22 protein-coding genes are annotated in these 26,392 nt (G+C 64.0%); 13 read left to right on the plus strand and 9 right to left on the minus strand.

What is annotated here, in order from left to right; genetic code table 11:
* Positions 1 to 305: 305 nt before the first annotated feature.
* Complete coding sequence (locus tag QHF84_RS07500; RefSeq protein WP_281312501.1) at positions 306 to 533, plus strand: hypothetical protein; 228 nt, start codon at positions 306 to 308, stop codon at positions 531 to 533.
* A 22-nt stretch (positions 534 to 555) separates the two neighbouring features.
* A complete protein-coding gene (locus QHF84_RS07505) occupies positions 556 to 1,710 on the plus strand; it encodes a site-specific integrase (RefSeq protein WP_281312502.1) in 1,155 nt (384 codons plus the stop codon).
* Between the two features lie 81 nt (positions 1,711 to 1,791).
* Here the strand turns inward: QHF84_RS07505 and QHF84_RS07510 are convergent, their stop codons facing one another.
* Entirely contained in the window at positions 1,792 to 2,106 is a 315-nt protein-coding gene (locus QHF84_RS07510; RefSeq protein ID WP_281312503.1) for a hypothetical protein, read from the minus strand.
* Between the two features lie 469 nt (positions 2,107 to 2,575).
* On the opposite strand from QHF84_RS07510, the gene QHF84_RS07515 reads away from it, so the two are divergent.
* The 3 genes from QHF84_RS07515 to QHF84_RS07525 all read left to right on the plus strand — a co-directional run bounded on the left by QHF84_RS07515 (position 2,576) and on the right by QHF84_RS07525 (position 5,997).
* Positions 2,576 to 3,568, plus strand: a complete 993-nt coding sequence (locus QHF84_RS07515) for a hypothetical protein (protein WP_281312504.1) — start codon at positions 2,576 to 2,578, stop codon at positions 3,566 to 3,568.
* Positions 3,569 to 3,583: 15 nt separating this feature from the next.
* On the plus strand, positions 3,584 to 4,618 hold the full coding sequence (locus tag QHF84_RS07520) for a hypothetical protein (protein ID WP_281312505.1): 1,035 nt from the start codon (positions 3,584 to 3,586) through the stop codon (positions 4,616 to 4,618).
* 140 nt (positions 4,619 to 4,758) lie between these two features.
* Positions 4,759 to 5,997, plus strand: a complete 1,239-nt coding sequence (locus QHF84_RS07525; RefSeq protein ID WP_281312506.1) for a site-specific integrase — start codon at positions 4,759 to 4,761, stop codon at positions 5,995 to 5,997.
* A 260-nt stretch (positions 5,998 to 6,257) separates the two neighbouring features.
* On the opposite strand, the gene QHF84_RS07530 is transcribed toward QHF84_RS07525, so the two are convergent.
* Together QHF84_RS07530 and QHF84_RS07535 are read right to left on the minus strand one after the other, a co-directional pair.
* Entirely contained in the window at positions 6,258 to 10,928 is a 4,671-nt protein-coding gene (locus tag QHF84_RS07530; RefSeq protein WP_281312507.1) for a TIR domain-containing protein, read from the minus strand.
* Between the two features lie 223 nt (positions 10,929 to 11,151).
* On the minus strand, positions 11,152 to 11,535 hold the full coding sequence (locus QHF84_RS07535; protein WP_281312508.1) for a helix-turn-helix transcriptional regulator: 384 nt from the start codon (positions 11,533 to 11,535) through the stop codon (positions 11,152 to 11,154).
* Positions 11,536 to 11,750: 215 nt separating this feature from the next.
* On the opposite strand from QHF84_RS07535, the gene QHF84_RS50230 reads away from it, so the two are divergent.
* Positions 11,751 to 11,909, plus strand: a complete 159-nt coding sequence (locus QHF84_RS50230; protein ID WP_348652851.1) for a helix-turn-helix transcriptional regulator — start codon at positions 11,751 to 11,753, stop codon at positions 11,907 to 11,909.
* A 146-nt stretch (positions 11,910 to 12,055) separates the two neighbouring features.
* Positions 12,056 to 13,066 carry a nucleotidyl transferase AbiEii/AbiGii toxin family protein gene (locus QHF84_RS07540; protein WP_281312509.1) on the plus strand — a complete coding sequence of 337 codons (1,011 nt, stop codon included), beginning with the start codon at positions 12,056 to 12,058 and terminating at the stop codon, positions 13,064 to 13,066.
* Here QHF84_RS07540 and QHF84_RS07545 read toward each other — a convergent pair.
* The 3 genes from QHF84_RS07545 to QHF84_RS07555 form a co-directional block, all read right to left on the minus strand.
* On the minus strand, positions 13,049 to 13,438 hold the full coding sequence (locus QHF84_RS07545; protein WP_281312510.1) for a hypothetical protein: 390 nt from the start codon (positions 13,436 to 13,438) through the stop codon (positions 13,049 to 13,051). The genes QHF84_RS07540 and QHF84_RS07545 overlap by 18 nt on opposite strands.
* A 296-nt stretch (positions 13,439 to 13,734) precedes the next feature.
* Entirely contained in the window at positions 13,735 to 14,034 is a 300-nt protein-coding gene (locus QHF84_RS07550) for a helix-turn-helix transcriptional regulator (RefSeq protein WP_281312511.1), read from the minus strand.
* Positions 14,035 to 14,189: 155 nt separating this feature from the next.
* Positions 14,190 to 15,158, minus strand: a complete 969-nt coding sequence (locus QHF84_RS07555; protein WP_281312512.1) for a sigma-70 family RNA polymerase sigma factor — start codon at positions 15,156 to 15,158, stop codon at positions 14,190 to 14,192.
* A gap of 146 nt (positions 15,159 to 15,304) precedes the next feature.
* Between QHF84_RS07555 and QHF84_RS07560 the strand changes: the two genes are divergently transcribed.
* Together QHF84_RS07560 and QHF84_RS07565 are read left to right on the plus strand one after the other, a co-directional pair.
* On the plus strand, positions 15,305 to 16,324 hold the full coding sequence (locus QHF84_RS07560; RefSeq protein ID WP_281312513.1) for a hypothetical protein: 1,020 nt from the start codon (positions 15,305 to 15,307) through the stop codon (positions 16,322 to 16,324).
* Positions 16,325 to 16,433: 109 nt separating this feature from the next.
* Positions 16,434 to 17,843: a transposase gene (locus QHF84_RS07565; protein WP_281312514.1), complete on the plus strand. Its 1,410-nt coding sequence runs from the start codon at positions 16,434 to 16,436 to the stop codon at positions 17,841 to 17,843.
* A 75-nt stretch (positions 17,844 to 17,918) separates the two neighbouring features.
* On the opposite strand, the gene QHF84_RS07570 is transcribed toward QHF84_RS07565, so the two are convergent.
* From QHF84_RS07570 to QHF84_RS07580, 3 genes are all read right to left on the minus strand, one after another.
* The gene (locus QHF84_RS07570; RefSeq protein ID WP_281312515.1) at positions 17,919 to 18,737 is read right to left on the minus strand and encodes a helix-turn-helix transcriptional regulator; all 819 of its coding nucleotides are present in this window, start codon (positions 18,735 to 18,737) and stop codon (positions 17,919 to 17,921) included.
* Positions 18,738 to 18,813: 76 nt separating this feature from the next.
* Positions 18,814 to 19,341 (minus strand): hypothetical protein, encoded by a 528-nt coding sequence (locus QHF84_RS07575; RefSeq protein WP_281312516.1) that lies wholly within the window; start codon positions 19,339 to 19,341, stop codon positions 18,814 to 18,816.
* Between the two features lie 76 nt (positions 19,342 to 19,417).
* Positions 19,418 to 20,293 carry an oxidoreductase gene (locus QHF84_RS07580; RefSeq protein WP_348652852.1) on the minus strand — a complete coding sequence of 292 codons (876 nt, stop codon included), beginning with the start codon at positions 20,291 to 20,293 and terminating at the stop codon, positions 19,418 to 19,420.
* Positions 20,294 to 20,410: 117 nt separating this feature from the next.
* Between QHF84_RS07580 and QHF84_RS07585 the strand changes: the two genes are divergently transcribed.
* The 4 genes from QHF84_RS07585 (at position 20,411) to QHF84_RS07600 (ending at position 26,350) form a co-directional block, all read left to right on the plus strand.
* On the plus strand, positions 20,411 to 21,325 hold the full coding sequence (locus QHF84_RS07585) for a LysR family transcriptional regulator (protein ID WP_281312518.1): 915 nt from the start codon (positions 20,411 to 20,413) through the stop codon (positions 21,323 to 21,325).
* A gap of 129 nt (positions 21,326 to 21,454) precedes the next feature.
* Complete coding sequence (locus QHF84_RS07590; RefSeq protein ID WP_281312519.1) at positions 21,455 to 22,567, plus strand: hypothetical protein; 1,113 nt, start codon at positions 21,455 to 21,457, stop codon at positions 22,565 to 22,567.
* A gap of 12 nt (positions 22,568 to 22,579) precedes the next feature.
* A complete protein-coding gene (locus QHF84_RS07595; protein WP_281312520.1) occupies positions 22,580 to 23,611 on the plus strand; it encodes a lipase secretion chaperone in 1,032 nt (343 codons plus the stop codon).
* 198 nt (positions 23,612 to 23,809) lie between these two features.
* Positions 23,810 to 26,350, plus strand: coding sequence for a hypothetical protein (locus tag QHF84_RS07600; protein ID WP_281312521.1), 2,541 nt, complete (start codon positions 23,810 to 23,812; stop codon positions 26,348 to 26,350).
* Positions 26,351 to 26,392 lie beyond the last annotated feature (42 nt).

Here is a 26,392-nt window from a genome sequence, read left to right on the forward strand (position 1 = left end):
CGAGAAGCCGGTCGAAAAGTGGATCGATGACTGGACGGGCGCGGATCGACGACGCGGCGAAACAAGGGGGCACGTTCCGGATCTCCCATTGAACGCGATAATTCACGCACGCCGCTGCAACCCGCTGATTTATCTCGCAAATAGTGCTTGCAATCGGTTTCCGATTTCCTCAGAGTCCGGCGTCAGGAACGTTGGGAGAGGGGTCGCTCGCCAGGAGCTCGAGCCCCTTCTTCCTCTTGCTTTCACTCCACCCCACGGCGGCCGTCGCGGATGCGCGGCGCGGGGGCGGGGAGAGGAGGTCCGGCATGTCGGCGAATCGGGGAGAGGCCGAGCGGGGTCCCGTGCCGTGGGTGTCGATCGAGCGCGCGGCGGCGTTTCTCGGGTTGAGCCCGGGGGCGCTCCGCAAGTCATTGGAGCGCCGGGCCGTGCGCGTCGGCGATGGGGGGACGGAGGCGCTGCTCGACGGGGTGCGGGCGCGGAAGTTCGGGCGGCTCTGGCGGGTGAAGTTCTCGGAGGCGTGGGGCGCGCCGTGAGCGCCCGGAAAGGAGTGGGGTCATGGCGGTCCGGAAGATGACGCGGCGCGGGAAGACGTTCTTGTTCATCGATCTTCGATATCGACGGAAAGATGGCAGCAAGAACCGATTCCGCCGGGACGCGAGGGTGCAGACGATGGCGGCGGCGCGCGCGGAGGAGAAGCGATACCTCCTGAACATCGCACAGCACGGCGAGCCGTATGCGCCGGGCGAGGCGGAGGCGGGCGCGGTGCCGCGGTCGGGGAAGACGTTTCGGGACGTCGTGGAGGAGTATCGGGCGACGTTCATGGTGACGGAGCTCAAGGTGTCGTCGCGGCGGGGGTATGCGGCGCTGCTCGAGGGGACGCTGTTGCCGAGGTTCGGCGAGCTCGCGGTCGGGAAGGTGGACGGCGCGGCGGCGGCGCAGCTCGACCTGGAGCTGTCGGAGCGGGGGCTCGCGCGGGCGACGCGGAACAATGTGCAGGTGGTGATCCGGTCGGTGCTGCGATTCGCGGTGGCGCGGAAGTATCTGCGCGCGATGCCGGAGGGGATGCCACGGCTCAAGGCGGTGGGGCAGAGCATTCTGGAGATTCCGTCGGACGAGGAGGTGGAGCGGATCCTCGCGGCCGCAAGCGAGCGGCATCGGGTGAGCTTCGCGTTGATGGCATACGCGGGGCTGCGGCCGAACGAGGTGCGGGCGCTACGGTGGCGGGATGTGCGGCTGCGGCGGGAGGGGGAGGTCGTGGGCGGGTTCGTGAGCGTGAGGGAGGGGCGGTCGCACGGGGAGACGCACACGCCGAAGACGGGGCAGCGGGAGGTGCCGGTGGCGCCGGAGCTGGGGAGGTTGCTGGCGGGGATCGAGGGGGTCGGGGGTGCGGGGCGGGAGGAGTTTGTGGCGCTGAATGAGCGGGGGAGGGCGTGGGGGCAGTACGGGATCGTGCAGGCGTTCGAGAGGGTGCGGCGGAAGATCGGGGTTGGGGGGTGGTCGGTGTACTGTTTGCGGCACTACGCGATCACGATGTGGTTGCGGGTGGGGGTGCCGGTGCATGTCGTGCAGAGGATGGCAGGGCACAAGCATCTCGCGACGACGCAGCGGTATGTGCATCATCTGAAGGAGGATTTGGAGGAGGCGGGGAGGAGGTTGGCGAGGGGGAAGGAAAGAAGGGAGCGCGGAGCGAGGGGACCCGCGGAGGCGTGAGCACGTAGACGCCGACTGCCTGAACGTGCACCAGATTGTCAGCGGTCCACCTGACAAACCGTTACGTTTTGGGCGTCGTCTTCATTGGTCCACGATCACGGGTAGGCCCAGGCGCGCCGCGTCCTGGAGCGCTGCGCGGAGCGTCTCGACAGCGCTCGCCGCCCTTGCCGACCACGGCCTGCTCGACAGCTCCTGAAGCGCCCGCGGGGTCGAACCCACGCGCCGCTCGAAGGGCGAGCTCATCTCAATCGGCGTGGCGAGGTCGCACGGAACCAGGAGCGTTATGCCAAGGTGCACCACCGCCGAGGGCGCGGTGCCGAAGAGGCCGAAGGGGCCGCGTTTCCGAGGTCGCGCCGCCTCCTCCAGCAGGGCCTCGCGCAGCGGTATGTGCATCATCTTTAAGGAGGACTTGGAGGAGGCGGGGAGACGGTTGGCAAGGGAGAGGGATGCGAGGGAGCCGGGCTCAGTGCGTAAAGGGCCCGCTCTGGAGGATGCAACGTAGACTGGCCCCGACCACAGGGCATCGCTGCCAGGGCGCGTGCGGGAATGGGAGTCGAGGGTGGTCGGACCGCGCAGACAGTTGTGAGCCACATCGCACCAGTCTTTGGCATGCCGAGGTGCTTGACAGGAGTGTAGGTCATGTCCTCTCATGTGCGGATCCATGGCTAGAGCGCCCCGTAAAGTCACCTCATCGGTGTTTCTCCACAGCGCATTTGATTCGAGAATCAAGTGTCGATATCTATTCTTCACGCTGGCGATTCCGGAGTTTCTGCGGTTGGTCAAGACCGCTTACGAGGCGAACGGGGGGATCGACGGCCAGCGAGAGGCTGTGCGGACTGCTACGGGTGTGCGTATTCGGCGTCGTATGGTTGAGGATCTGCGTGCTGGAGCGATCCTTCCGCCTATCGTGCTGGGTATGATTGCATCGAAGCAACAGGTGGCTCGCGAAGATTGGGACGATGCGTCTCTTCAAGAACTGTTGGGGAAAGTGAGCCCCCAGCTATCGATTATTGACGGCATTCAACGAACCACTGCTCTCCGCGAATCGAGCGATGGCTTTATTAGTGCGCCGATTCGCGTTGAGCTTTGGCTTGCGCCGAGTACCGAAAACCTGATCTACAGGATGCTGGTGCTCAACACAGGTCAAATACCATGGAATTTGCGCCGGCAGTTGGAGGTTGTGCACCGAGCACTCATTGCCGAGATTCAGAATAACCTGGGCGACAGCGCCAAGATCTACAAGACCGATGACGACAAGCGGCGCACAGAGGCGGCCGAGTTCCAAGCTAATGATGTTATCGAGATGTACCTGGCGTACAAGCTACGTAAGCCGCATGTCGACAAGGAATCAGTGTTGTCGGATCAATTTAGCAAACTCGACCTAGTTGAAGCCGTATCTCATCAGAGTAGTCTGGCGGGCTTTATAGAGGCACTAAAGCTCCTCGCTAGTCTTGATAAGGTGTTTTCGCGTGCCGCTGCAAGCGTCGCCGCAAAGAATAAATTCTCGAACGGTCGCCACATCTTTGACAAAGTGTCTGCCTGCACGGGATTCATGGCCGCATATGCGCAGCTTGTAATGGGCAAAGTTGGAATGGATCGGGATGAGGCTCAGCAGAAGCGGCGTGCTGCGCAAGCTAAGGCGAATTGTGCGGCAATAATCGCTTCGTTGAAGAAAGAGTCTGCGGCGGCAGTGTACGCGTTCTTGGCACTGGACACTTTGGCTGAGGTTTCCGAGAAAAAGGCAGGAGCGTTGTCAATTGGGGAGCAGGAGCGAGAGCTGTTTTTGTCGGCGTTTCGGCTTCTATTCGAAGAGGGGGAGAACCTCCATAGTATGGAGCCGGCGTGGCGCAGTCAGTGATACATGTCGCGCAATATGATACAGATTCAGGCGGACATCTTTGAAAAGCTCAGGGCGAGCATTGAGCAGGCGGGAGAGCATGGCCGGGCAATCGACATAGACAAGCCCCGTTGGATCAAGGGCAACGCGTTGGATGTGGATGCCCTGAAAAAGGCATCATTGGTCGCATCGGCGCGCGTCTCAACGCACGGCGTGATCACGGTTTGTCGGTACGCAAATTGCGCATTTGTGGTACTTCCCGGCGAAATCGCGGGGCGAACTGGGATCCCCGATTTGCTTGAGCAGACCGAACAAAATGCTGGGCTTCTCGCCCTTGCACTCTCGGACCCGCAGGTCATCCCCGCAGTGGAAGCACTCGCCATAGTCGACGCCGTTTTTGGTCATGCCGGAGAGTTCGAGATCGGCGAGCTTTTACCTCTGTTCAGTAATCCAGTGCTCTTCCAGTTTGCGACTCAACATGAACAGAGGAAGCCCCCAGAGTTGCTTTCCCTCGCTCAGGCGGCATGTGCGCATCAGATCCTTGAGAAGTACCCCTCGGGTTGGTTCTCTACATCCAAGACCTTATTCCAAGACATATGTCGTGGCGAAGTTGCGCGCTTCGCCGGTGATGCGCTTCTCTCTGCCACAATGGCACGCGAGAGCCATCACGCATTTCTGCAACTGTATCGTGCCTTCGAAGGCCTATTTCGCATCATGCTAGTCCAATCATTCGCTGCAAAGGTGCGCCAAAAGCTGGATGAGCATATGATGACCATTTCGCATGCGCTGGTCGATGAATTGACGTGGCGAATGCGTGACGATGTTGCGTTTCAGAAGTTGGTGGGCCTGATAGATGAGGTTGAGGCGAAAAGAATTGCCGATCGTCTCGGCGTGGCCCCAGACAAGATAGTGAAGACCGTGTACGAGACGCGAAACCGGATTGCTCACGGTAGTATCCTGTATCGACCGCCGTCCCTTACGGCAGCCTTTATCGAGGGCTGCTTGTTGCTATTGCAGCAAGCGTTTGTTGTTGTTCGCGTTGCCGAATCATGGATTCCGGAAACGATATAGATGCGTGTCGTTGACGGGTGATGAAGCTCAGGTCGCCGGACTGTCGGGTGCCACATCAATCACCTGGGACCGTGCTCGCCGTATGCTACACTAAATGCCGCAGCTCTGGCCTGAGATGACCTGGGAAAGGCTCCCAAGTCATGGCAGTCCGACGAACGACCCGACGGGGCATCCCCGTTCTGTTCATTGACATCCGCTACCGCCTTCCCGATGGCACCCGCCATCGATTCCGGAAAGACGCGCTATCCCCGACAGTCCCCGGCGCTCGCGCCGAGGAGAAGCGCTACCTCCTGAACATCGCCCGCTTCGGCACCCCGTACGCGCCGACAGACGACGCACCCCCGGCAGCAGCAGCCGCCGGCTCCTCCCCGCCCGGATCCCCCACGGATCCCGCGTCCCCACCCGGACCCCCGACGAAAACCTTCGCCGAAGTCGTCACCGAATTCCGCAGCACGTACATGCTGACGGACCTGAAAGTCACGACCCGCCGCGGGTATACGTCGGTCCTCGAGCACACCCTGCTCCCGCGCTTCGCCGATCGACCCCTCGACAAGGTCGACGGCCACGCGGCCGCGGAGCTCGACCTCGAACTGTCGAAGAGCAAGTTCGCGCAAACGACCCGCAACAACATCCAGGTCGTTCTCCGCTCCGTTCTCCGCTTCGCTGTCGAGCGCGGTTACCTCGCCGATCCGCCCAAGGGCCTGCCGCGCCTCAAGCAAATCGGCCAGCGTATCCTGGAGATCCCCACCGACGACGAGGTCCACGCGATCCTCGCCGCCGCGCGCGACACGCACCGCTTGAGCTTCGCCCTCATGGCGTACGCCGGCCTTCGCCCCAACGAAGTCCGCGCGCTTCGCCGCCGCGACATGCTCCTCCGCTGGGACGACGATCGCCCCGCGGGCGGCTTCCTTTCCGTCCGCGAAGGTCGCTCCCACGGCGAGCTTCACACGCCGAAGACAGGCCAACGCGAGATCCCCATCGCGCCCGAGCTCGCGCGGCTCCTCGCGCCGATCGAGCGCGGCTCACGCGACGGTCACCTCGCGCTGAACGAGCGAAGCAGACCGTGGGGGCAGTACGGCCTCACGCAAGCCTTCGAGCGCGTGCGCGACCGCGCCGGGCTCGGCGGCTGGTCGATCTACGCGCTCCGGCACTACGCGATCACGTCCTGGCTCCGCGCCGGGGTGCCCGTACACGTCGTCCAGCGGATGGCAGGTCACAAGCACCTGGCCACCACGCAACGTTACGTGCATCACCTCAAGGAGGACCTGGAGGAGGCGGCCCGCCGGCTCACCCTGGCCTCCGAGGGCAAACGGGGTGGGGGCAACAGTGGGGCAACGGGTTCCGAGGGTTCGGCGGGGCAGCGCGGTAGGAAGCGCTAACCCCGCGGAATCATTGGCACCCCCGGCAGGAATCGGACCTGCGACCTTCGGTTTAGGAAACGGCTTAGGTAGCTTCTAGCAGCACCCTCGAACCACACGGAGATCAGCAGCAAAACAGCGGTGATCCCGGCCGTTCTGCGAGATCGAGGGGGCGAGGTGAAGCTGACCGAGACGAGACGCTCCAAGACCCTCCGGTGCGCACGTTGGGGCAACAGTGGGGCAACAGATGCGTGGAAACGGCAGCGGTCTTTTCAACACACCTACCGCTTCCCACGTTTCTTGCGAGGTAGCCCTCGATCTCGCGCTCCAAGTGCAGCTAAGACATCTCGCTTGCTAAGCACGTGCTGGGCCAGCGACACTGCCGCTTTCGCGGCGAACGGCTGGGCTCGATCATTCTTGTGTCCGTCTGCCCAGTCACAAATAGCCTTGAGGAGGATGACCTCTGTCTTGGTCCGACTTCCCGATGCGTAGGCTCCTGCCCCCTCCATCTCACCGCCAAGAGCGTCCCGAAACTCCTCGACGAGACGGTCTCGAAACAAACTATTGTCAATCAATTTCTCCCCGGAAAGGAGAAGCCCCTGATGCACCTTTACTTGTCCCGTCGGACGCTCTAGGACCCAATGAGCGCTCCCAACGCGGAAACGCTCAGAGAGAACGCTGCCGCAGGGGATTTCTCGCCCGCGCCGGACCGATACTGTCTCGCCAACCCGTTGAAGCTCGTACGGGAAAACTGACTCCGCAACAATAACGTCTCCTAGACGCTGCTTTTTGCGGTTTACCCCGAAGGCGATACCCAGTACTAGTACTGCCTTGGGTTGCAATTCCCGTATGGCGTCGTTAACAGTTAACGTAGCACCGTCCCGGCCCGATGTCCCCATAGTTGATTCGACATGGGCGGCGTAGTACCTTCCGAATCGACCCACCCTATATGTAGCGTGTTCAAGCGGTGCCTCCAGAAGAGACTTCTGCTTAGGTAGTGGCAACATCGCAGAAAGTACAGCATCCCTTTCCACGGGCGTTGTTGTCACCAACAGCAGGTCGAGTTCGGAGACGAGAGTCTTTACCTTCGCAGGCGAGACATCCTTGATCGAAGGACTATTGAACTGCACGGCCGGGATATCATCGAACACTACCTCTCCACCTGAGCGTATCTCGCGCACAGCTTTCGCGCCGGCCTTGTTCGCCAATCCAAACAAAAGACCATTCTCCGCGAGACGTAGCAACTCCGGGGTATTGATACCGACACAGTCGAATGCCACCGTACCCGCGCCTGTTACCTGTCGCGCAATAGAGCCACCGAAATGTTCAGTGAGGAGTTCATGGAGCGCAGTAAAGTCGTCGTCACTACGATCGACTGCAAACACAACCGATGCCTCGGAGGGGGTCGGCGGTTGAAGATGAGTGGTCTCGCCCATGGATACGGAAGGGTTGCGGTGCACGGACCAAAAAACACGTGCATCATCCACGGCCCTGGACGTGCACGGCGTCCAAATCAAATTTCGTTCGTGTCCCGCGTGCGCTGCCATGGCTAGCCTGACATCGTCCGCGACCCAAACTGCATGTTCGGAAATCTGATCTTCAATCTTTGCCGTGCGGGCAATGGTGCTACTAACCCTTTCACGCTCGCTAGCACTTACATTGCCGTCGATTGCAACCCGAACCTTGTTCGACGAAACGGTTGCAGTGCTCAGCAGATCGAGCGCGAAGCTGACTGCTTGGTTTGGTGCGCGAAATGCCACCATGAGGGTGTCGCCAAGGGACTTGATTTCATAGCCACCATTTTCCCGTAGCGCACGACGTGCGCGCTCCACGAAGCTGTTCTGTACCGCCAGATCCTCCTCCGAGCTAGGATCGCTGAACAGATGCGGAGATGTGCTTATTGCGCTAGTAAAGGCAAAGGTGAGTGGGGCGGTACCAGCCCATTGAGCAAAATCTGCGGTAGACATCGCTGCGAGAGCTGACAGCAATCCCGCCTCCCGATCACGAGCCTTGTCCGCCGCACGATCCATTGCCTCCATATCTGCTGCTGTGTGCTGTGTGGCTACGGGCGGCGTATCCGGGTGCAGGCGGACACGTACATCGCAAACGGGGCAATTGAGATAATCGTGCCCACGCTGCAGTCGGCGTTGCACCATGGTGTCGGAGACTTCCGTGTTGCACTTGCGGCAGAAAACAACGGGTCGACTAGTCACGCTTTGGGGTATTGCTCGAGCCTGCACGTGCGATTCGACGTAATCATTAAAAAGCAGCCGCGTCTCGCTGCCCGTGGTTGCACCGTAAAAAAGAATCAGATCGCCGCGTCCTTCACCATATTCCCGGAGAGCAATGCCGCACGTGCCTCCAGCAATAGCGCTAAAGACGACGGCGTTGCGCCACATCTCCTTCTTGGTGAACAGTCGACTATGGGACATTCTTACGGCAAGGGTGGCGTATATATTCTGGGTCGGCCCCTCAAACGAGAGTACTAACGCCTTCCCCTCAGGGTCGGGGAGATCTGGATTCTCCCGCGTCAGCTGAGAGGGGAACACCAAGTGAGGGCCGTCTTGCTCATGCTCCCGAAGAGCAATCTCCCGACGCAACATATCCTCCACGGTTGCTACGAGAAGCAGGCGCTCCTTATTGGCATCGTTGATGCGTTCGTCCTTAGACATGCGGAAGGCTACTGAGAGTACCTTTTCTTCCGCAATTGCGCCAAGGCCGTCGGGTTCTGCCTTGGCTTCATTGACTATAGCGGAGGCGTATGCGTCCAGGTATTCGGGCTGAAGCAGGATCAAGCTGCCAAAGCTAAGGCGTCGCACCAAATCTCGGGACTCAAGGCGCCCTAGGCAGATATGAAATTGTTCGCGGCTCGTACCCGCCTCGCCGGCTTGCCGGATGAACGTGAAGTAAAGATCGTCTGCTGTGGTCAACAGTCTACCGGATTTTTTTTCATGGATAAGAAAGTCACGAATGCGCTGGAACAGCGCGGTAGACGAAACTTGAGGCAACTGATTCCACGCGATGGCACCTCGTACCGCTTCCTTTAGCTCTGCGATGCCCCACCCTTCTTTTGCGCTGGTCTCGAAGTAACCATCGAAACCTAAGTCATCAACCTTCGCGCGGATACGCTCCGCTGAAGCGGCAACGCCGCCTCGGTCGGTGCGCGCTGCAACAAGAAATTTGCGCAGTGGGGGTGCGCCCGTTCCTTGAATCCTAACCGCAGTACGCAGTGCCCTGTCCCAATGACCAACGCCAGCGAATGGGTCGGTCTCGCTCTTGGCGTCCAATACCACGAGAGCAACGGCCACCTCATCTAGGTGCAGTTGATGGATAAGCCGATAGCCGGGCTGACCTGCCATGTCCCAAAGGTAAGTCTCCCGAGTCTCATGCCGAGCCTCGCCGAGGTCGGCCTCGAATGTCTCAAAAGTCCATACGCGGCGCGCATGTGTGGATTCGGTCGGCGTGAAGGGCTTGCCCGAAAGAACAAGCCCAAGCCCCGACTTGCCCACGCTACTGTCGCCCACTAAAACGACCTTTGCGTTGCGATAATAAACTGCTTGGGTCGAAGACGGCCTCGCGGTGAGTCGACCGTAGTCAAGTCGCCAAATTCGTAGGAGACGCGCATCATTGCTAGGCTCAAGTATTGCCAGCAATGGTTCTCGTGGGTGAAAGCTCAGCGTATCAAGCGAAGTCGCGTGCACCGGGAGTTGGGCTAACTGTTCCCAGCGATCGCATCGCCAGATCCGTACCGTGGAGTCCTTACTGCCCGATGCTAGGAGACGCCCATCTCCCGATATCGCCATCGGGCCAACTTGGTCTGAGTGTGCCTCTAGAACTTGAACTTGGCGAGTTGTGTTCGAATCTAGCACTCGGATCGTACCGTTGGATGACGAGGCGACAATAAATTTACCATCTGGGGTCCACAGGATACGGTATGTCCTGGGAGCGTCGAAACGAGCTAACGGCACTCCACTGCTGCTCACTACAACGAATCCGTCTGGCGTGGTCACTGACAGGCGTTTTCCGTCGGGGGACCAGGAGACGTGCCCTTCGTGCACAAACAGCTGCAGAGAGTGAGAAGCGATCAGGCCGCCAGTAGTGGCATCGACGATGGAAAGACGATCCCGAGTTCCAATTGCTATAAGATTGCCATTGGGGCTCCAGGCAAGGACGTGGTGCACTCCTCCTGTCTCATAGAGAGTACGTGTGGTGCGGTCATTGATATCCAAAATCTTAACGTACTTTTTTTCTGCAAAAGCGACTGTCGTACCGGTGGCTGCCCATGTTAAGTGTGGCGCCCCGCGTTCTAGCGAGAACAAGTCTTTGGGTCTGCCACGGGTGTCGTAGATGCCGATTTCGCCAGTACTATCAGTAGTAGCAAGAATCTGCCCATCGGGTGACCAACTCACTTGTGTCACCGTTCTTGATACAGGAAGCTCCCATACCAGATCCAAGCCATCTGGTGGGGGCGAGAGCGGGGTAAATGGAAGCCCTAGTTGCCTGGCCCGGAGGCGGCCGGCGCTGCGCGGGCGTGATTGTATCGTTTTCCTTATTAGTTCGATTAGATCTCTGGTTTTGGCGACGCGCTGGTCTGCTTGTGTGAAGTCTGCATACGTTAAGGTGTTGATCGGTGCTGGGAGCTCACACTTTTCCAACACAATTAGGATGACGCGGCGAAGGATGGCGGCAGAGTCCGGGGCGCGCTCCAGGAGTGATGCCAGAGTCGACCACTCTTGCGCCAACCACCTGGGTGATACAATGAGGGCAATCCACTGGCTTTTTTCGATGCACTTGGTCAGGTTTTCTGCGGTAGAAAGGCCGACCTCGAAGTCTCGTACATCGATCGCCGCGTCTAGCCCAGCTTCATCAAGTTGAGGTAGCAGCCACTCGCGGACCCACTTGCTCTCCGAGTCACTGTAGCTGACAAATACATCAAATTGGAAAAGTGCCATCGCGCCGTCCTTGGGGGTCTAGCCTAGGAGAGTGACGCTACCAGAATTCGGGCCTGGTCGTAACAACGAAAGATTGGTGGGTGCCCGACACCTCGGGGCATCGTCCGCCCTGCCGTTCAGGGTTCGGGGAACCAAGCCGCCCTCGGGGACCCTAGCGCGGCGCGCGCCCCCCCCCGGGAGACCCCGGCCTGGAGCGCGCCCTCTCCGCGTGTGTGTTGGTCGGTCAGGTCTTGGGCGGCCCCTCCGCCCCCTCGGGGGCACCTTCCGTCGCCGCCCCCACCCCGGGCTGCGCTGGCCCACCCACGAGCGCGTTGATATCCGTCCCCAGCACACGGGCCACCTGCCCCGCGAAGTGGACGGTCACGTGCAGCTTGCCGTCGAGGACCGCGGCCACGTACCCCCGCGGATACCCGAGCGCTTCCGCCAGGGCATGCTGGGTCTTCCCCTGCGCGTACGCGACGAGCGCGCTGCGCACGCGCTCCTGCATCTCGTTCGAGAGGACAGCGGGAACGCTGTCCGGATCTTGATCGTGCGTGTCCTCGACGGACGAATCGGACGGATCTGTGCCTTCTTGCCCTGCGATGGCAGGACGACCGATGATGGGCATGGGTTGCGACTCCGCGTGTAACGGGGTTGCGGCCAAGTCGCCCCGGGGGATTTCCAGGTCCCTCGGGGCGGCGCTTCTTGCAGACAATAGTCTGTAGACGCCCAGTCTCTACTCGCAGACCGTCGACCGTCAAGGTGGCTGGCAACGGGCTAGAGCAGCTTTTCGGGCAAGTGGTCCGCGAAGTCCGGATCGAGGTGGGGATCTCCCAGGAAGAGCTGGCAGATCGGGCCAATCTGCATCGCACGTACATAAGCCTGCTCGAGCGAGGGAAGCGCAATCCGTCGCTGAACGTCGTCCAGGCCCTCGCGACGGCGCTTGGGACCACGATGACGCGTCTTGTGTCCGAGGTTGAAGCGAGGCAGGGGCGGAAGTGAGTGGCGGGCGGCCATCGCCAATCGAGGCGCACATCACGCTCTCGCACCCGCCGCACGCCGAGCGAGCCTTGCGTGAGTGGCTTTGGCCGCGTGCGCTCCGTCTGACGCATATCGAGCTCTCGCAAGGCGCGTTCCCTCGCCAGACCATGATCACGGCGCGGCTCGCAGGGCGAGTGGACGATGCCGTTCATCGTGCCCACACCATCCGCGCCGAGCTCGCGCCGCTCGGCATTGAGGTCACAAGGATCAAGATCGAAGTCGAGCACGTGCCCGAGGCCACGTCCCTCCCGGCGGTCTACATCGAGCACCACGTGAAGGTGCGAATCACGCCAGATCGGATCACGGAGCTTGGGCCCCTCGGCTTGCCGCATGGCGCTCACCTCTCGCGGAATGCCTTTCGCGTACTCGACGGAATCGAGGAGCGCTTCTTGACCCAGCGCTTCCCCCCCCACGCCACGCGGGCCGCAGCGGAAGGGCTCGAGGCGTGGTTCCCTGAACACGCACGGCGCGCCCACGATATCGATTTCGTCGTTCGCGACGCGTCGACGGCTCCCGATTCTACGGCCGCGCAGAAACTTCTCGACGGAATTCGCCAGGTGGTCCGCGACGCACTCGTGGAGGGCGACGTGCGCATCATCGAGGACGAGATTGTGCTCGATAGCATATGGACCTACGAGCGTGCGGAGGGCAGGCGCCTGTCCGTGCCGTGGCTCTTCGCCGGGGCGATGCGCGATGCGATCCAGATCGACATCGTCTTCCGCGAGCCTCTCCAGGATGCACCCACCATCGAGGTCCTGCACAATACCGCGGTGGCGCACGGATATCGCCACATCCCAACCGGACTCTCGTTGTGGTTCGCGTCGCGCGCCGAATCGCTCGCATGGAAGCTTCTGTGGCTTGAGACCGACGCGCACCCGCAGGCGAAGGATCTTTACGACGCGGTGCTCCTTGCCGAACACGTTGCGCTCCCGGTCGATCTGGTGCGCCGCGTCTTCACGGTGAAGGGTGAGACATGGCAGCACGGAGGGGACACGCAGTTCGTCCGCGCATGGCACATCGAGTGGGAGGGCTTCGCGCTCGAGTATCCTGAGCTTGCAACTGGGAATGGGGACGCGTGGCTCGATCGCCTTGCGAGCATGTTACAGCTCGTGCCCTGACGCGGACGCGCCCACCTCGGGCCGCATGAGCCGGACGAGCACCAGGATCACGTCTGCGACCGCTACCATGCGTTCGGGTTTGGTCTTCTTGTGCGCCTCACCCGCCAGAGCGAGCACCCCGAGGGCCCACCATTCGAGCACGCCGAGGATCCTCGACAGAACGACGTCGGGAGGCTCTGGCGGAGCTCCCGGCCCCGTCGACTTCAGCTCGGGCCGCACGAGAGGAATCAGAACCGAAAGCACGTCCGCCACGATCAAGACACGCGCGAGCCGCTCGCCCGTCTTGGTGCTTCCGAGGGTAGCGCCCTCCAGTACCCCCTGGGACCACCCGTCGAGCACGTGGAGCATTCGCTGGACAAGGTAACCGTTCATGAATTCCTCTCGGCAGCACGTCGGATCACGGGGAGCACGAGTTCGCGCTCCGTACCGTCGAGCTTTCGGATGAACACCCTGTCTCCGCTCTGCCGTGAGGCAGTGACCAATGCGTCATAGACCGCCAACGCGTTCCGGACCACCTCGGTCAAGCTATCTGCGCTTGTCTCGTGCCTAAGGCCTTCGAGCCGTTCGCGAACGCATTGGTGCAATTCCAGGTTCAACCTGGACCGGTCCTCGGTTTTTGCAGGTCGGGGCATTGCCTCACCCAGTTGTCGCGCACCAGGTCCGCCAGATCATCCGGCGCGTTCTTGGACATGGCTCCTCGGCCCGCTCTCTTGACCGCCGCTCGACACCAGTTGCTCCAATCCGCCAGGAATCATGTCCTCGACGCGGACCCCGAGCCCTGCCGCGAGCTTGGCGCAGGTCTCGATTGTGATGTTGACGAGCCCATTCTCGATGCTGGACAAGGAGCCCTTGCTGACGCCGCTTGCATTGGCGAGGTCGACCAGGGACATCTTCCGGCCAAGCCGCAGGTCCCGAATGTGTCCACCAAGCGCCGTAAGAAGTGGATGGATCGTTTGTCGACGTGGCATGGCCGTCCCTCCATCGTGAGCTGGTGCTCGTCGACCTTGGGCGACTACGGTGCAGCCAGCGAGCACCTGTGCGCGAGCAGGGAGCGGGCCACACCAAAGCCGCCCAAGGCCGGCGAGTCGTGTTTCGCGAAAGTGAAAACCAAACGCGAAAAACGCTACTTCGTCGCCTCGGCGTCTCGAAGCGCGTTCGCGATGATCCAGGGCGCCGGCGAGCGGTCCTCGTAGCGACGCCCCGGCGGAGGCCGGGGACTTGTGACGTTCCCGTCTTCCGCTATGGTAGGAGGCTTCGGTCTCGACCTTACGAGGTCAGCATGCCGCGCGAGATCGTCCGAGATTCGGCCTTCCACGCTGTGCGCGCGAGCTGCGAATACGCTCTCGTCGCCCGCGCACGACCCGAGGTGCGGCGTGCCTGTGAAGATTGCGGCTGCCGTGCCGAGGCTTCCGATGAAACGGGCAGGGGTGCGGTGTAGAGACCTGCGCAAGGTCGTCCAGAACGCGCCCACCTGCGCCCGCGCCTCGCGGGCGACCAAGCCAAAAAGAGCCAGCGGAATGGCACCGATCCGGCGCCGACGGCGGCGGATCGATCGCGCCGCGGACTCGTCCACCGCAATGCGTGCCCGATGGATCACGCCATCCACTCGCTCCCGCATCGTGGCCCACGCGACGCCGCGCTCCGCGGCGAGCTCCTTGATCGTCGTCCCCTCGTAAAAATGCTCGTGGAGCAGTGAGCCATCGTCAAGGCTCAGACGCCCGAATACCCTCGACGCGTCGACCTTCGCCTCGTAGTTTTCGACGTGCGCGCCACCGGCATCGATTGCGTGCACGAGCTCCTCGGTAGGCGTCGCGACTTCCCGCGAGCGGGATGCTTCCTTGCGGTTCGTCAGGGCCGCATATTTCGCGACCGTGTTCAACCATGCGCCGAACGCTGCTTCGTCTTTTGGATCTGGGCGCTCTGCTTTGGGCTTGCGACAGGCGAGCAGGAATGCATGATGGACGATATCCATCACATGCGCCGAATCGACTCCGACCGAACGAACCACCGCGGCCATAGCATCCAGATACCGGAGCGTGGCCTCCCTGGAGATACCGAGTTCGTTCGAGCAGTCGTCGAGGACGCGTGTCATGCCCCAGACCTCTCGGTCGACGCCCGGCATCGGGGGCCGCCTCTGCTCGCGTTCACGAGTCCCATGGATACAAAGGGCAGAAGTCGCCCTCCATCACGGGAAAAATCGACCGACCCCTCCACATTTTTCGTCGAGGAGGCCACGGAGTGAGGTCGCGCACTGATTTCGGGCGCTTCTGGAGTGCGGTTGGCGCGGCGGCCCTGGGCGTGGCCTGGTCGTCGTCGGCCCTCGCGGCGGACGAGCTGCCGCACCATCGCGTCGAGCTTACGACGGATCGGACGCTCCCCGGTTGCTCGGATGCGTTCGAGTTCACGGCGATCCTGACGAACTGGGTGCCCGTGAGCACGATCGATCCGACGGCGGCACGCGCGCTCGTCGTGCGGATCCGGCGGCTCCCCGATGGCGGCAAGTCGGTCGATACGACGATCACGGACGAGAACGGCGTCGCCGTATCCACCGATCATCGCGACTACTCGCCCCAGACCGACTGTTTCAAGGTGCTTTATTGGACAGCCTTCGACGCGGGGACGCGTATTCGAGCTGCGGCGCCAAAGAAGGAGGAGCTGGCCCCAACGTCTCCTCCTGCAGAGCCTCCGCCCTCTCCCAAACCGGCACCATGCCCGCAGTGTCCGACGTGCCCACCGTCCTCGAAGCCGCCCATGGCAGCCCCGGTTCCGAAGAAACGAGGCTTCGTGGCGCTAGGAGGGTTCGTGTCTTCTGGTCTCATGCCGGATTGGGCTCCCGGGCTCCGGGTTGCGGGGGGCGTGCAGCTCCCGCAGCTCTCATTCGAACTCGACGCGCGGTGGATGCCGCTTTGGAATACCCGTCCTGTGGGCTCAACTGAGGTCGAGGCGCACACGTTCATTACGACGGGCGCGGGATGCCTGAAGCGCGCGCCGTTCGTCGGTTGCTTGTTCGTCATGGGCGGGGCCGTTGGAGCGACGGCCCTGAACAGGTGGTATGTCGGCCACGGCGTGCAAGGCCTTCTTGGTGTTGGGGCGCGCAGCGCAGTCGAGCTCCCATTCGCGGAACACTTCGCGGTGCGCCTGGATGTCGAGGTCGCGATCCCGCTCTTCGGTACGGGGCTCGACACGATCGTGCCCTCTCTGTGGGAGACACTGCGCCCCTTCACGACTGGCGGTGGGTCGCTCGTGTACGCGTTCTAACAGCCCGTGGACCTATCCCGAAGGACGATCGACAGGGACGGGAGGGGATGGTAGGTTTGTCCGCGTCATGTCGATGGGTCGAAGACGGGAGAAGCAGGCGCCGCTTTGGGTGGCGGCGCCTTCGTTGCCGCGGTCGCCGGGGCACCGGTTCTACGAGAAGCTGAACGAGCTTCTGCGCGAGAACGGGTTTGACCGGGCCATGGAGGCGGCGTGCGTGAAGTATTTCGAGGCCGACGGGACGGCGGGCAGGCCGTCGATCCCGCCGGGGCTTTACTTCCGGATGCTGCTGGTCGGTTTTTTCGAGGGGATCGAGTCCGAGCGCGGGCTCGAATGGCGGTGCTCGGACTCGCTATCCCTGCGGGAGTTTCTCGGACTGTTGCCTGGCGAAACGGTGCCCGATCATTCGACGCTGTCCAAGATGCGCAAGCGCCTCGGCAGTGAGGTCTTCGAGGCGATGTTCGCCTTCGTGCTCGGGGTCGTCCATCGCTCCGGGCTTCTCCAGGGCAAAGTCATGGGCGTGGACTCGACGTATCTCCGCGCGGACGCATCGATGAAGGCGATCGTGCGGCGCGAGACGGGTGAGGTGTACGCGGACTTCATCAAGCGGCTGGCGAAGGAGGAAGGCATCGAGAATCCGACCGTGGAGGATGCCCGGCGGCTCGACCGCAAGCGCAAGGGAAAGAAGACGTCGAATACCGACTGGAAAAGCCCCACGGACGAAGATGCCCGCATCACGAAGCTCAAGGATGGCCGCACGCGATTGGCCTACAAGACCGAACATGTCGTCGACATGAGCAGCGGCGTCGTGGTCGCCGCAGAGGTCTATTCAGCGGACCAGGCCGACCCAGCGACGATGGCGCAAAGCCTGGAGCAGGCGCGCACGAATGTCGAGCAGGCGAAAAGCGACAATGACCGCGATTCGGATGACGAGCCGCCCCCGGAGGGCGGCAGCAGCGACGCGCAGCCCGAGCGCACCGTGATCGAGGTCGTGGCGGACAAGGGATATCACAAGGCCGAGCTGCTCCTATCGTTGAAGGAGGCGGGCTACCGCACCTATGTCCCGGAGAGGAGCCAGCCCGTCCGCAAGTGGGAGGACAAGGGCTGGGACATGCAGCAAGCGTTTTACGGAAATCGATACCGCGTACGTCGTCCGAAGGGGCGCGCTCTCCAACGCAAACGCGGAGAGTTCATCGAGCGAACATTCGCCCATGCATGCGAGACGGGCGGAATGAGAAGGGTCCGAGTCAGGGGCCGAGAGAACGTGCGAAAACGCTACCTGGCCCATGTCGCTGCGCTCAACTTGGGGCTCGTGCTACGCCAAATTCTCGGCTCTGGGACTCCGCGGGGCCTGGCCGCGGCCCGGAAGGGCTTTGCCCTTGCGATCTTGGTGATATGGGCCGCCATGGTGGCTCTGGTACGGCGCATGCCGAGGCAATTGGCACGATTTTCCCGGGCTGCGTGGGACGGGATGCCGCCGGGCCATGGGCGGGATGTTGGGATCGCGATTGGGGTGGCGTAGATCCACGGGCTGTTAGCGCGCGTCCAGCGGGCCGTATTGTGAAAATGCGACACGCCGTGCGAGCCTGCGATGGAGCTACGGGCGATACCGGTGGACGATCCGCGTGTCCGCGCGCACGACCTGCCGGTTCCGGTGCGCGCCCTTCTCGCCGGGGAGGCGATCCGTCAGGGTCTTGAAGTCGCGGATCAGGTGCGGCTGGTCCGCGTAGCCGCACGCCTGGGCCAGCTCGGCGAGCGTCGCGAAGGCGCCCGTGTGCAGCGCGCCGAGGACATTGCGCAGGCGGACGAGCCGGGCCATTCGCTTCGGCGTCATTGCGAACTGGTCGAGGAAGAGGCGCTCCAGGCTGCGCCTGTGCAGACCGAGCTCCTCCGCGAGCTCGTCGACCCGGATCCGACCTCCGTGCGCTTCGAGCAGGAGCGTGGCCCTTCGGCAGCGCGCATCCGTGACGAGCGGCGGTGCGGCGTCCCTGACGAGATTCACAAACGCGCGTTGTCGGGAGCCGAGGTCCGGCAGCGCGCGCAATCGCTCGGCCAGCGATTCGATCGGGATCCCTCGGATCTTCGTCACCTCGACGCATCCGTCGGTGAGCTCGGAGGAGCGGACGTCCGCGAACCGCGGCGCCTGGCCGGCCCGGAAGCGGATGCCGAGGTACTCCGCGCCGGCGTCGCGCTCGATGGTGGCGCGCTCGGTGGCGGGCCCGATCAGCACCATGCGGCAGCCCGCGGGAGAATGACGGAATACGAGGTGCGCGCCGGCGTCGGGGAAAAACTCGTGGAACGTCGTGCCCGAGCCGCCGCGGCCGTTCGTCGCCCAGCAAAGGTCGATCTGGGTCGAGAGATCGGGGGGCGCAGGAGTGAGGATGCTCGTCGTTGCATCCGCAGTCGGCGTGGGCATGGGGCAGGGCTCCGCGAACGTGATACCCCAGCGCGGCGCCGAGCGGAAGAGCGTGTTTCAGCGGCCGTCCCGAGCGTCACCGCGGCGCGCGTCGCCGCCTCACGAGGGCCACGGCGAGCAGCAATCCGAGGGCGCCTCCGAGGTACGAGCCGATGTGGATGCGCCAGACCCGCACGAACGCTGCGGCGCGCGCCGGGCCGGCGAGCATCTCGGCGACAGCGTGTTGATCCCACGGATCGAAGCTCACCGGGGATGCTCCGAGCATCAGCGCGGCGAGCGCGGCGGTCGCCATCGGAATGGCGATGAAGCCGAGCAATCGTCGAATGGGGAGCCGCTGCGGAAGCCGCGGCGACGGCTCGTTCGCGATCCGAAGCGCCATGCCGGCGAGCAGACCCAGCGGCCAGGATGCCTTTGCCGCGAGCACGGTCACGGCCCACCGGAACGGGCGCGGATCGCTCGCGAGGTCCTTGCCGAAAAGGAAGTATTCCGGCGAGAGCGCCGCGGTCAGGTGGTCGTGAATGATGCCGTAGACGAGCGCGAGGATCGTCGTCACGACGAACACCCCAGCATCCTCGCGACCGAACCGCGGCAGAACGAGCCTCACGTCGTGGTCATGTATCACGCGGACTCGGCGTCGGCCATGCTGCGTCGCTGGGCTGGCGATATACACCGTGATGGCATCACGTCGCCGTGAAAGCCATCGAGCGCGCAACGGGAGCCCATGTTTCGAGCTCTTCGGTCTTGCGGGCCAGGCTCGCCCGCAAGGCCTGGACGGCATCGGCGCCGAGGGGAAGCCGCAACGGGGCATCTGCGCGATCGAGGGTATCGAGAATGGCGGCGGCGGCCTTCGCCGGATCACCTTCCTGCGTGCCATCCATGCCGGCGGCGAAGGCGCGGGTGGGGCCGACGGTCGTGGCATAATCGTCGATCGGCGGCATTCGACGAAGCGCGCTGCCGCCGAAGCGGGTGCGGAACGCGCCGGGCTCCACGATGAGCACGCGAATGCCGAGCGGGGCGACCTCGGCGGCGAGGGCCTCGGACATCCCTTCCAGCGCGAATTTCGTGGCCGAATACGCGCCGAAGCCCGCGACCGAGAGCTGCCCGCCGAAGCTCGAAATCTGCACGATGGCGCCCGCGCGCCGCGCCCGCATGCTCGGAAGCGCGGCACGCGTGAGCGCGACGGCGCCGAAGAAGTTCACCTCGAACAGAGCGCGCAGCTCGGCGTCCGAGGTCTCCTCGACGGCGCCGACCACGCCATAACCGGCATTGTTCACGAGCACGTCGATCGCGCCGAAACGCGCGAGCGCAGCCTCGATCGCGGGCCCGATGTCCTCGGGGCGGCCTACATCGAGCGTCCTCGCGAGCACGCGGTCCGGGGCCTTCTGGACGAGGTCTGCGAGGGCCTCCGGGTTTCGGGCGGTCGCGACCACCCGCTCGCCGCGGCGCAGCGCCTCCTCGGCGAGGTTCCGGCCGAAACCGGAGGACGCCCCCGTGATGAACCAGACCCGGCCCTTGCTCGCAGTATCGTCCTTCGGGATGTCGATCGTCGCGCTCATGATGGTCTCCTCGTGCCTGCGGGCCCGCTCGGCGCCGCCTTCGAGGAGGAACGTACGACCTTGCATTCAATGGGGAAACATGAGATATCTGCAAGCACTTTTAAGGAGCGCTAACGAGTGCGAGACGATCACCTCACCGGGCTTCTCGCCTTCCTCGCGGTGGCCGAAAAGCGGAGCTTCACCGCAGCGGGCGCGGAGCTCGGCGTGACGCCGTCCGCGGTGAGCCAACAGCTCAGGCAGCTCGAAGAACGTCTCGGCGTGCGTCTCCTCCAGCGCACGACGAGGAGCGTCGGCCTCACGGAGGCGGGGCAACGTTTCTTCGAGCGGGTGCGGCCGGCGATCGACGACGTGGGCGCGGCGATCGAGGGCTTGAACGAGTTTCGCGACCGCCCCGCCGGGACGCTCCGCCTCAACGTGCCCCGGATCGCCGTCGAAATGGTCATCGAGCCCGTGCTCGCGCCGTTCCTCGCAGCCTATCCTGAAATGCGTATCGAGGTGGGGATCGACGACGCGCTCGCGAACCTCGTGGAGAGTGGTTTCGACGCAGGCATTCGCCTCGGTGAGACGCTCGACAAGGAAATGGTCGCGGTGCGGATCGGCCCCGACCTGCGCATGGCCATCGTCGGCGCGCCGGCGTATTTCGCGACGCGTGGGGTCCCGAAGCATCCACGAGAGCTCCATCGCCACGATTGCATTCGCTACCGGCAGCCCACGAGCGGCGCGATCTACAAGTGGGAGTTCGACGAAGATGGCAAGGAGTTCGAGATGGCGGTGGAGGGTCGGGTGACGGCGAACGAAGCCGCGCTGATGGTCCGCGCAGCGCTCGATGGGCTCGGCCTCGCGTACGTGATGGACGATTACGTGCGGGACGAGCTCCGGGCGGGGAGGCTCGTACGGGTGCTGGAACCGTTCTGCGCACCGTTTCCTGGGTTTCATCTGTATTACCCGAGCCGCTCGCAGATGCCGCTCAAGCTCAAGGTATTCGTGAACTTTCTGCGGGCGCGAGGGGCGACGCCGAAGCGCAGGCGATGAATTTTTCTCATGTCCGTCGAACGCCGCTTTCGTGCTTGACACTTGGTAGGGAAATCGGTTCTCCTCGGGCTCCCGGGCCGGCAGGCGCCGCCCGTCGACCGTCAAGCGTCAAGCGTCAAGGAGTCGCCGATGCGTAGACTGCCGCTCGCTTTGTTGGCATCGCTATCCATCCTCGCGGGCAACGCGGGCGCGGCCTCGGCGGCCGCCCCGAAGACGACCTACCCCGTCGTGTTCGCGCATGGCATGGGCGGCTTCGACGATCTGCTCGGGTACGACTACTGGGGCGACGACTACGGCACCTTCGTCGGCGACGCCTGCAATGAATTTCTCGAAGTCTACTGCAATGGCGACATCGACGCGGGGCAGAAGGCCTACGCGGCGCAGGTGCCTGCGTTTCAGACCTCGGAGGTGCGCGGGCTCGACCTCGCCGACGACATCGAGGGCTTCCTCGCGACCTCGGGCGCCTCGAAGGTGAACCTCGTCGGCCACTCGCAGGGCGGCATCGACATTCGCAAGGCAGCGCGCGTGCTCTACGAGCGATACGGCACCGCCAAGGTGCGCGTGCTCATCAGCATCTCCTCGCCGCACCGCGGCTCGCCGGTGGCCAAGTACATCCTCGATTTGCGCCCGGGCGTGACGAGCGTCATCTCCGCGCTGGCGAGTTATTACGGCGACGCGATCTACGAGCCCGGCAATGATGGGTATGCGGGCGCCAAGCAGCTCGTCTACAACGACTACTCCGCCGGTGATGGAGTCACCACGGGCATGAAGGCGTTCAACGCCCTCTATCCGGTCGACTCGAAATACGCGTTTCGATACGGATCGCTCATGACGGCGCAGAACGGGATCAACGTGAACCCGGCGCTCTTCCTCCTGAGCGAGCTCGTCTACGACATCGACGGCGACGGCTATTGCTCGGGCGATTGCGACAACGACGGCGCGAGCGGCATGGGTGATGGCACGTGTAACGAGCGGGACGACGACGGCCTCGTCGGCGTCAACTCGCAGCAGATGGGCCACCGGCTCAAGTACTCCGAGACGCTCCTCGCCCTCGACTCGATCTCGAACGACGCGGGCCCGGGATACGTGGGAGATCTGAATGCGCCGACCTCCACGCAGATGACCTCGATGTCGAGCGTCATCGACCAGGATCACCTCGACGTCGTCGGCGTCGGCCCCGACACGTTCGACGAGATGGAGTTCTACGCGGCGATCTTCGAGTACATGGCGTATTACGACTGAGAAGCGGCGCCCATGAAGAAGCGGAAGACGCTCCTCGCGATCGGCGCGCCGCTGCTCGTCCTTTCGCTCTATTTCGCGCTGCGTCCGGAGAGGATCCAGGAGCCCGTGACCATGGCTGCGGCGAGGCCCGACGAGGCCGCGGGCGCCGACCTCCCAGCGCCGCCTCGGGCCGCGAGGCCGAGCGCGCCCGCTCTGCCGACGGCGGACGCGGAGCTCATTGCGCATCTGCGCTCGCGCTACGGGGCGAACATCCGCAATCCGTACGTCCAGATCAAGCTCATCGAGGCGCTCATGCGCCATTTCCAGAAGCAGGACCCGCAGCATTGGCGGGAGGCGCTGCTCGCGGCGGTGCGCGCGGCCTTCCCCGATCGATACGACGAGATCGCGAAGAACCTCGACAATCGCCTCGCCTACGAGCGCTGGATCAACGAAAACCGCGCCCGCCTCGACGGGCTCGATCCCGAAGAGCGCCGGGAGGCGATCCGGGAGGAGCGCAATCGCCTGTTCGGCGAGGAGGCTGCCGACGAGATCTGGGCCTCCGAGCAGAAGAACCAGGCCGTCACGGACACGCTGAAGGAAATCGACGGCCTGCAGGGGAAGAGCCTCGGCGACAAGCTCACGACGTACACGGAGCGCCTGGAAGAGATCTACGAGGAGAAATACGACGCGTACCTCGAGAACCACCGGCACGAGGTGATGAACCGCTTCCTCTCGCTCGAATCGGTGCAGTCCGAGCTCGGCGCGATGTCCGCCGAGGCGCGGGCCGAGAGCCTGCGCGAGATTCGCAAGGGAATGGGCCTCGACGACGCGGCCCTCGCGCGCTGGGATACGCTCGACCACGATCGCGACGCGCGCTGGGAGAACGGCAAGAAATACATGGCCGAGCGAAAGGCGCTGACCGAGGCCTACAGCGGCAAGGAGCTCGAGCAGAAGCTCGCGGAGCTTCGGCGGCGTTACTTCGGCGACGAGGCCGAGGTCATCGCCGCCGAGGAGGAGAGCGGCTTTTTCCGCTTCGACCGCCCGCGTCGCTGGGGCCAGAACTGAGCAGCCGCGCGGGCGCAAGATATCGCCGCGCATCAGGCTCTCACGAGCTTGACAGGGCTCCGTCACTCTGGTGACGTCCATTGCATGAGAAATTCTTTCACCATCCTTTCAACGTCGCTGCATTTGGTTGCGTTGGCCCTCTCGGGGTGTATCGCGGCGTGTGCGCCTTCGGACGGGGCCGCGAGTGGGGCGGGGCTCATGCTTGCCTCGACAAACCCGAACGCGCCCGTCGAGGCGACGTTCACGGCGTCCGGCGCCGCGGTCGAGGCGCGTGGAGTGACGGAAAGGGCCGTGTTCGAGGCGAGCCGGCTCGGGTGTGCAGTCGATCGCCGGCCGCTCTCGAAGCCTGCGCCGGTCGCGGAGGCGGGCCGCGTCGAGTACAGGCGAGCGCAGGAGGGCGGGGGGCCGGGGCTCGTTGAATGGTACGTGAGTGATGCCCGCGGCATCGAGCAGGGGTTTACGATCGATTCGGCGCCCGATTGCGCACGGGAGGGGGCCCGGGACGTCGTGATCGACGTCGAGCTGCGCGGCGGGCTCGATGCGCGTGTCTGGGCCTCGGGCCGCGGCGCGACGTTGCACGATGCCGAGGGGAAGGCGCGGCTCGCGTATCGGGATCTTTACGCGTTCGATGCGCGCGGCCGCGATCTGCCGATCCGGCTCTCGAAGATCGAGGGGGAGGAGCGGCTCTCGATACACGTGGATGTGTCGGGCGCGGTGTATCCCGTCATCGTCGATCCGACGATCACCAACAACATCGCGAAGCTCGTCCCAGCCACGGGCGCCGAGTACGATTATTTCGGCGCGGCGGTCGACGTTTCCGGTGATACGATCGTCGTGGGCGCCTCCGGCGATGGCCCGCAAAACTCGCCGCTCGGGGCGACGTACGTGTTCACGGGCGGAGGTGGGGTCTGGACGCAGCAGGCGAAGCTCGTGATGGCCGACGCGGTGGCGGGGGATTGGTTCGGCTCGTCCGTCGCGGTTTCGGGGGACGTCCTCGTCGTGGGCTCGAACCTCGATGACGAAAAGGGGATGGATTCGGGATCGGCGCTCGTGTTCGTCCGGAATGGCGGGACGTGGACACAGGAAGCCAAGCTCTCGCCGGCCGACGGCGCAGCGGGCGACAACTTCGGCCGTTCGGTCGATCTCTCGGGAAATACTGCGATCCTCGGGGCGTATTGGGACGACAGCAAGGGCTCGGCGTACGTGTTCGTCCGGAATGGCGGGACGTGGACGCAGGAGGCGAAGCTCCTCGCCAGCGACGGCGCGACGAGTGATCAATTTGGCCTGGCGAGCGCGATCGACGGAGACGTCGCCGTGGTGGGCGCGCCTTACGACAATGCCATTGCCACGAATCCGCCCTCGGGCTCGGCCTACATCTTCACGCGGAGTGGCGGCGTCTGGACGCAGGAGGCGAAGGTCCTCGCGAGTGATGCGGGGGCGGGCGACGAATTCGGTTATACCGTGGCCGTCTCCGGCGACACGGTCGCCGTCGGTGCGCTCCGGAACGACGACAAGGGGGCCGACTCCGGATCCGCCTACGTCTTCCGCAAGGTGGGCGGCATGTGGCAGCAGGAAGCGAAGCTCCTCGCGAGTGATGGCAAGACGGACGATCATTTCGGCGATGCTGTCGCCATGCAGGGCGACACCATCGTCATCGGGGCGAGTTCCAGCGACGCCGGCGCAAGTTCGTCCGGATCGGCCTACGTCTTCAAGCGAAGCGGGACCGTGTGGACCGAGCAGGCGAAGCTCGTCGCCAAGGACGCCGGTCAAAACGACGATCTCGGGTCTGCCGTGGCCATCGATGGAAACACGGTCGTGGCCGGCGCGTACGGCGACAAGATCTTCGGCACGTCGTCCGGCTCCGCGTACGTCTTCGCGCTCGCGCTCCTGCCGAACGGCACACCTTGCTCCGCGGCCGGGCAATGCCAGAGCGGGTTCTGCGCCGATTCCGTCTGCTGCGACGCGGCGTGCGGCGACGAGCTCGGCGATTGTCGCGCCTGCAGCGTCGCGGCCGGCTCCACGGCCGACGGCGTATGTGCGCCCCGCGCCGCCGGCGCCGAATGCCGCGCGTCAGCCGGGGCGTGCGACGTCGCGGAGGCCTGCGACGGCGTGAGCACGGCGTGCCCGGCGGACGTGCTCGTCGCGGTCGGCTCGATTTGCCGCCCCGCGGCGGCGGGCTGCGACGTGGAGGAGACGTGCAGTGGGCAATCGGCGAATTGTCCCGCGGACGCCGTCGCACCCACCGGCGCGACCTGCCGCGCCGCCGCAGGACCTTGTGACGTGGAAGAGACGTGCAATGGGACGACCATCATTTGCCCCGACGATGCTTTCGCGGGCGTCGGCGCCGTGTGCCGTCCGCCCTTCGGCCCCTGCGACGCCGAGGAGGTTTGCCCGGGGGACGCGACCGATTGCCCGGCGGATGTCGTCGCGCCCGATGGTTCGATCTGCCCCGGTGGGTCGTGCCAGGCCGGCGCGTGCGTCGACGGAAGCGGGGGCGGAGGCGGTAACGGAGGCGCCGGTGGAAGCGGAGGCGCTGGCGGAAGCGGAGGCGCTGGCGGAAGCGGAGGCGCTGGCGGCAATGGCGGCGCCGGCGGCGCGGCCGGCGCCGGCGGCAGCGAGCCTGGCGCCGACGGTGGCTGCGGTTGTAGAATGATCAGCTCCGAAGAAACGTCCTCCTTTGGCTTCACCGTGCTCGGCCTCGCCGCGCTCGTCGTCGCGCGGCGGCGCCGCCGCGCCTGAAGCGAAATTCATTGGATCCAACCAGCTCACCCCGCAGGAGCG

Origin of the sequence: Polyangium sp. y55x31, from assembly GCF_029946505.1 — a bacterium.
Taxonomy (GTDB): Bacteria; Myxococcota_A; Polyangia; order Polyangiales; family Polyangiaceae; genus Polyangium.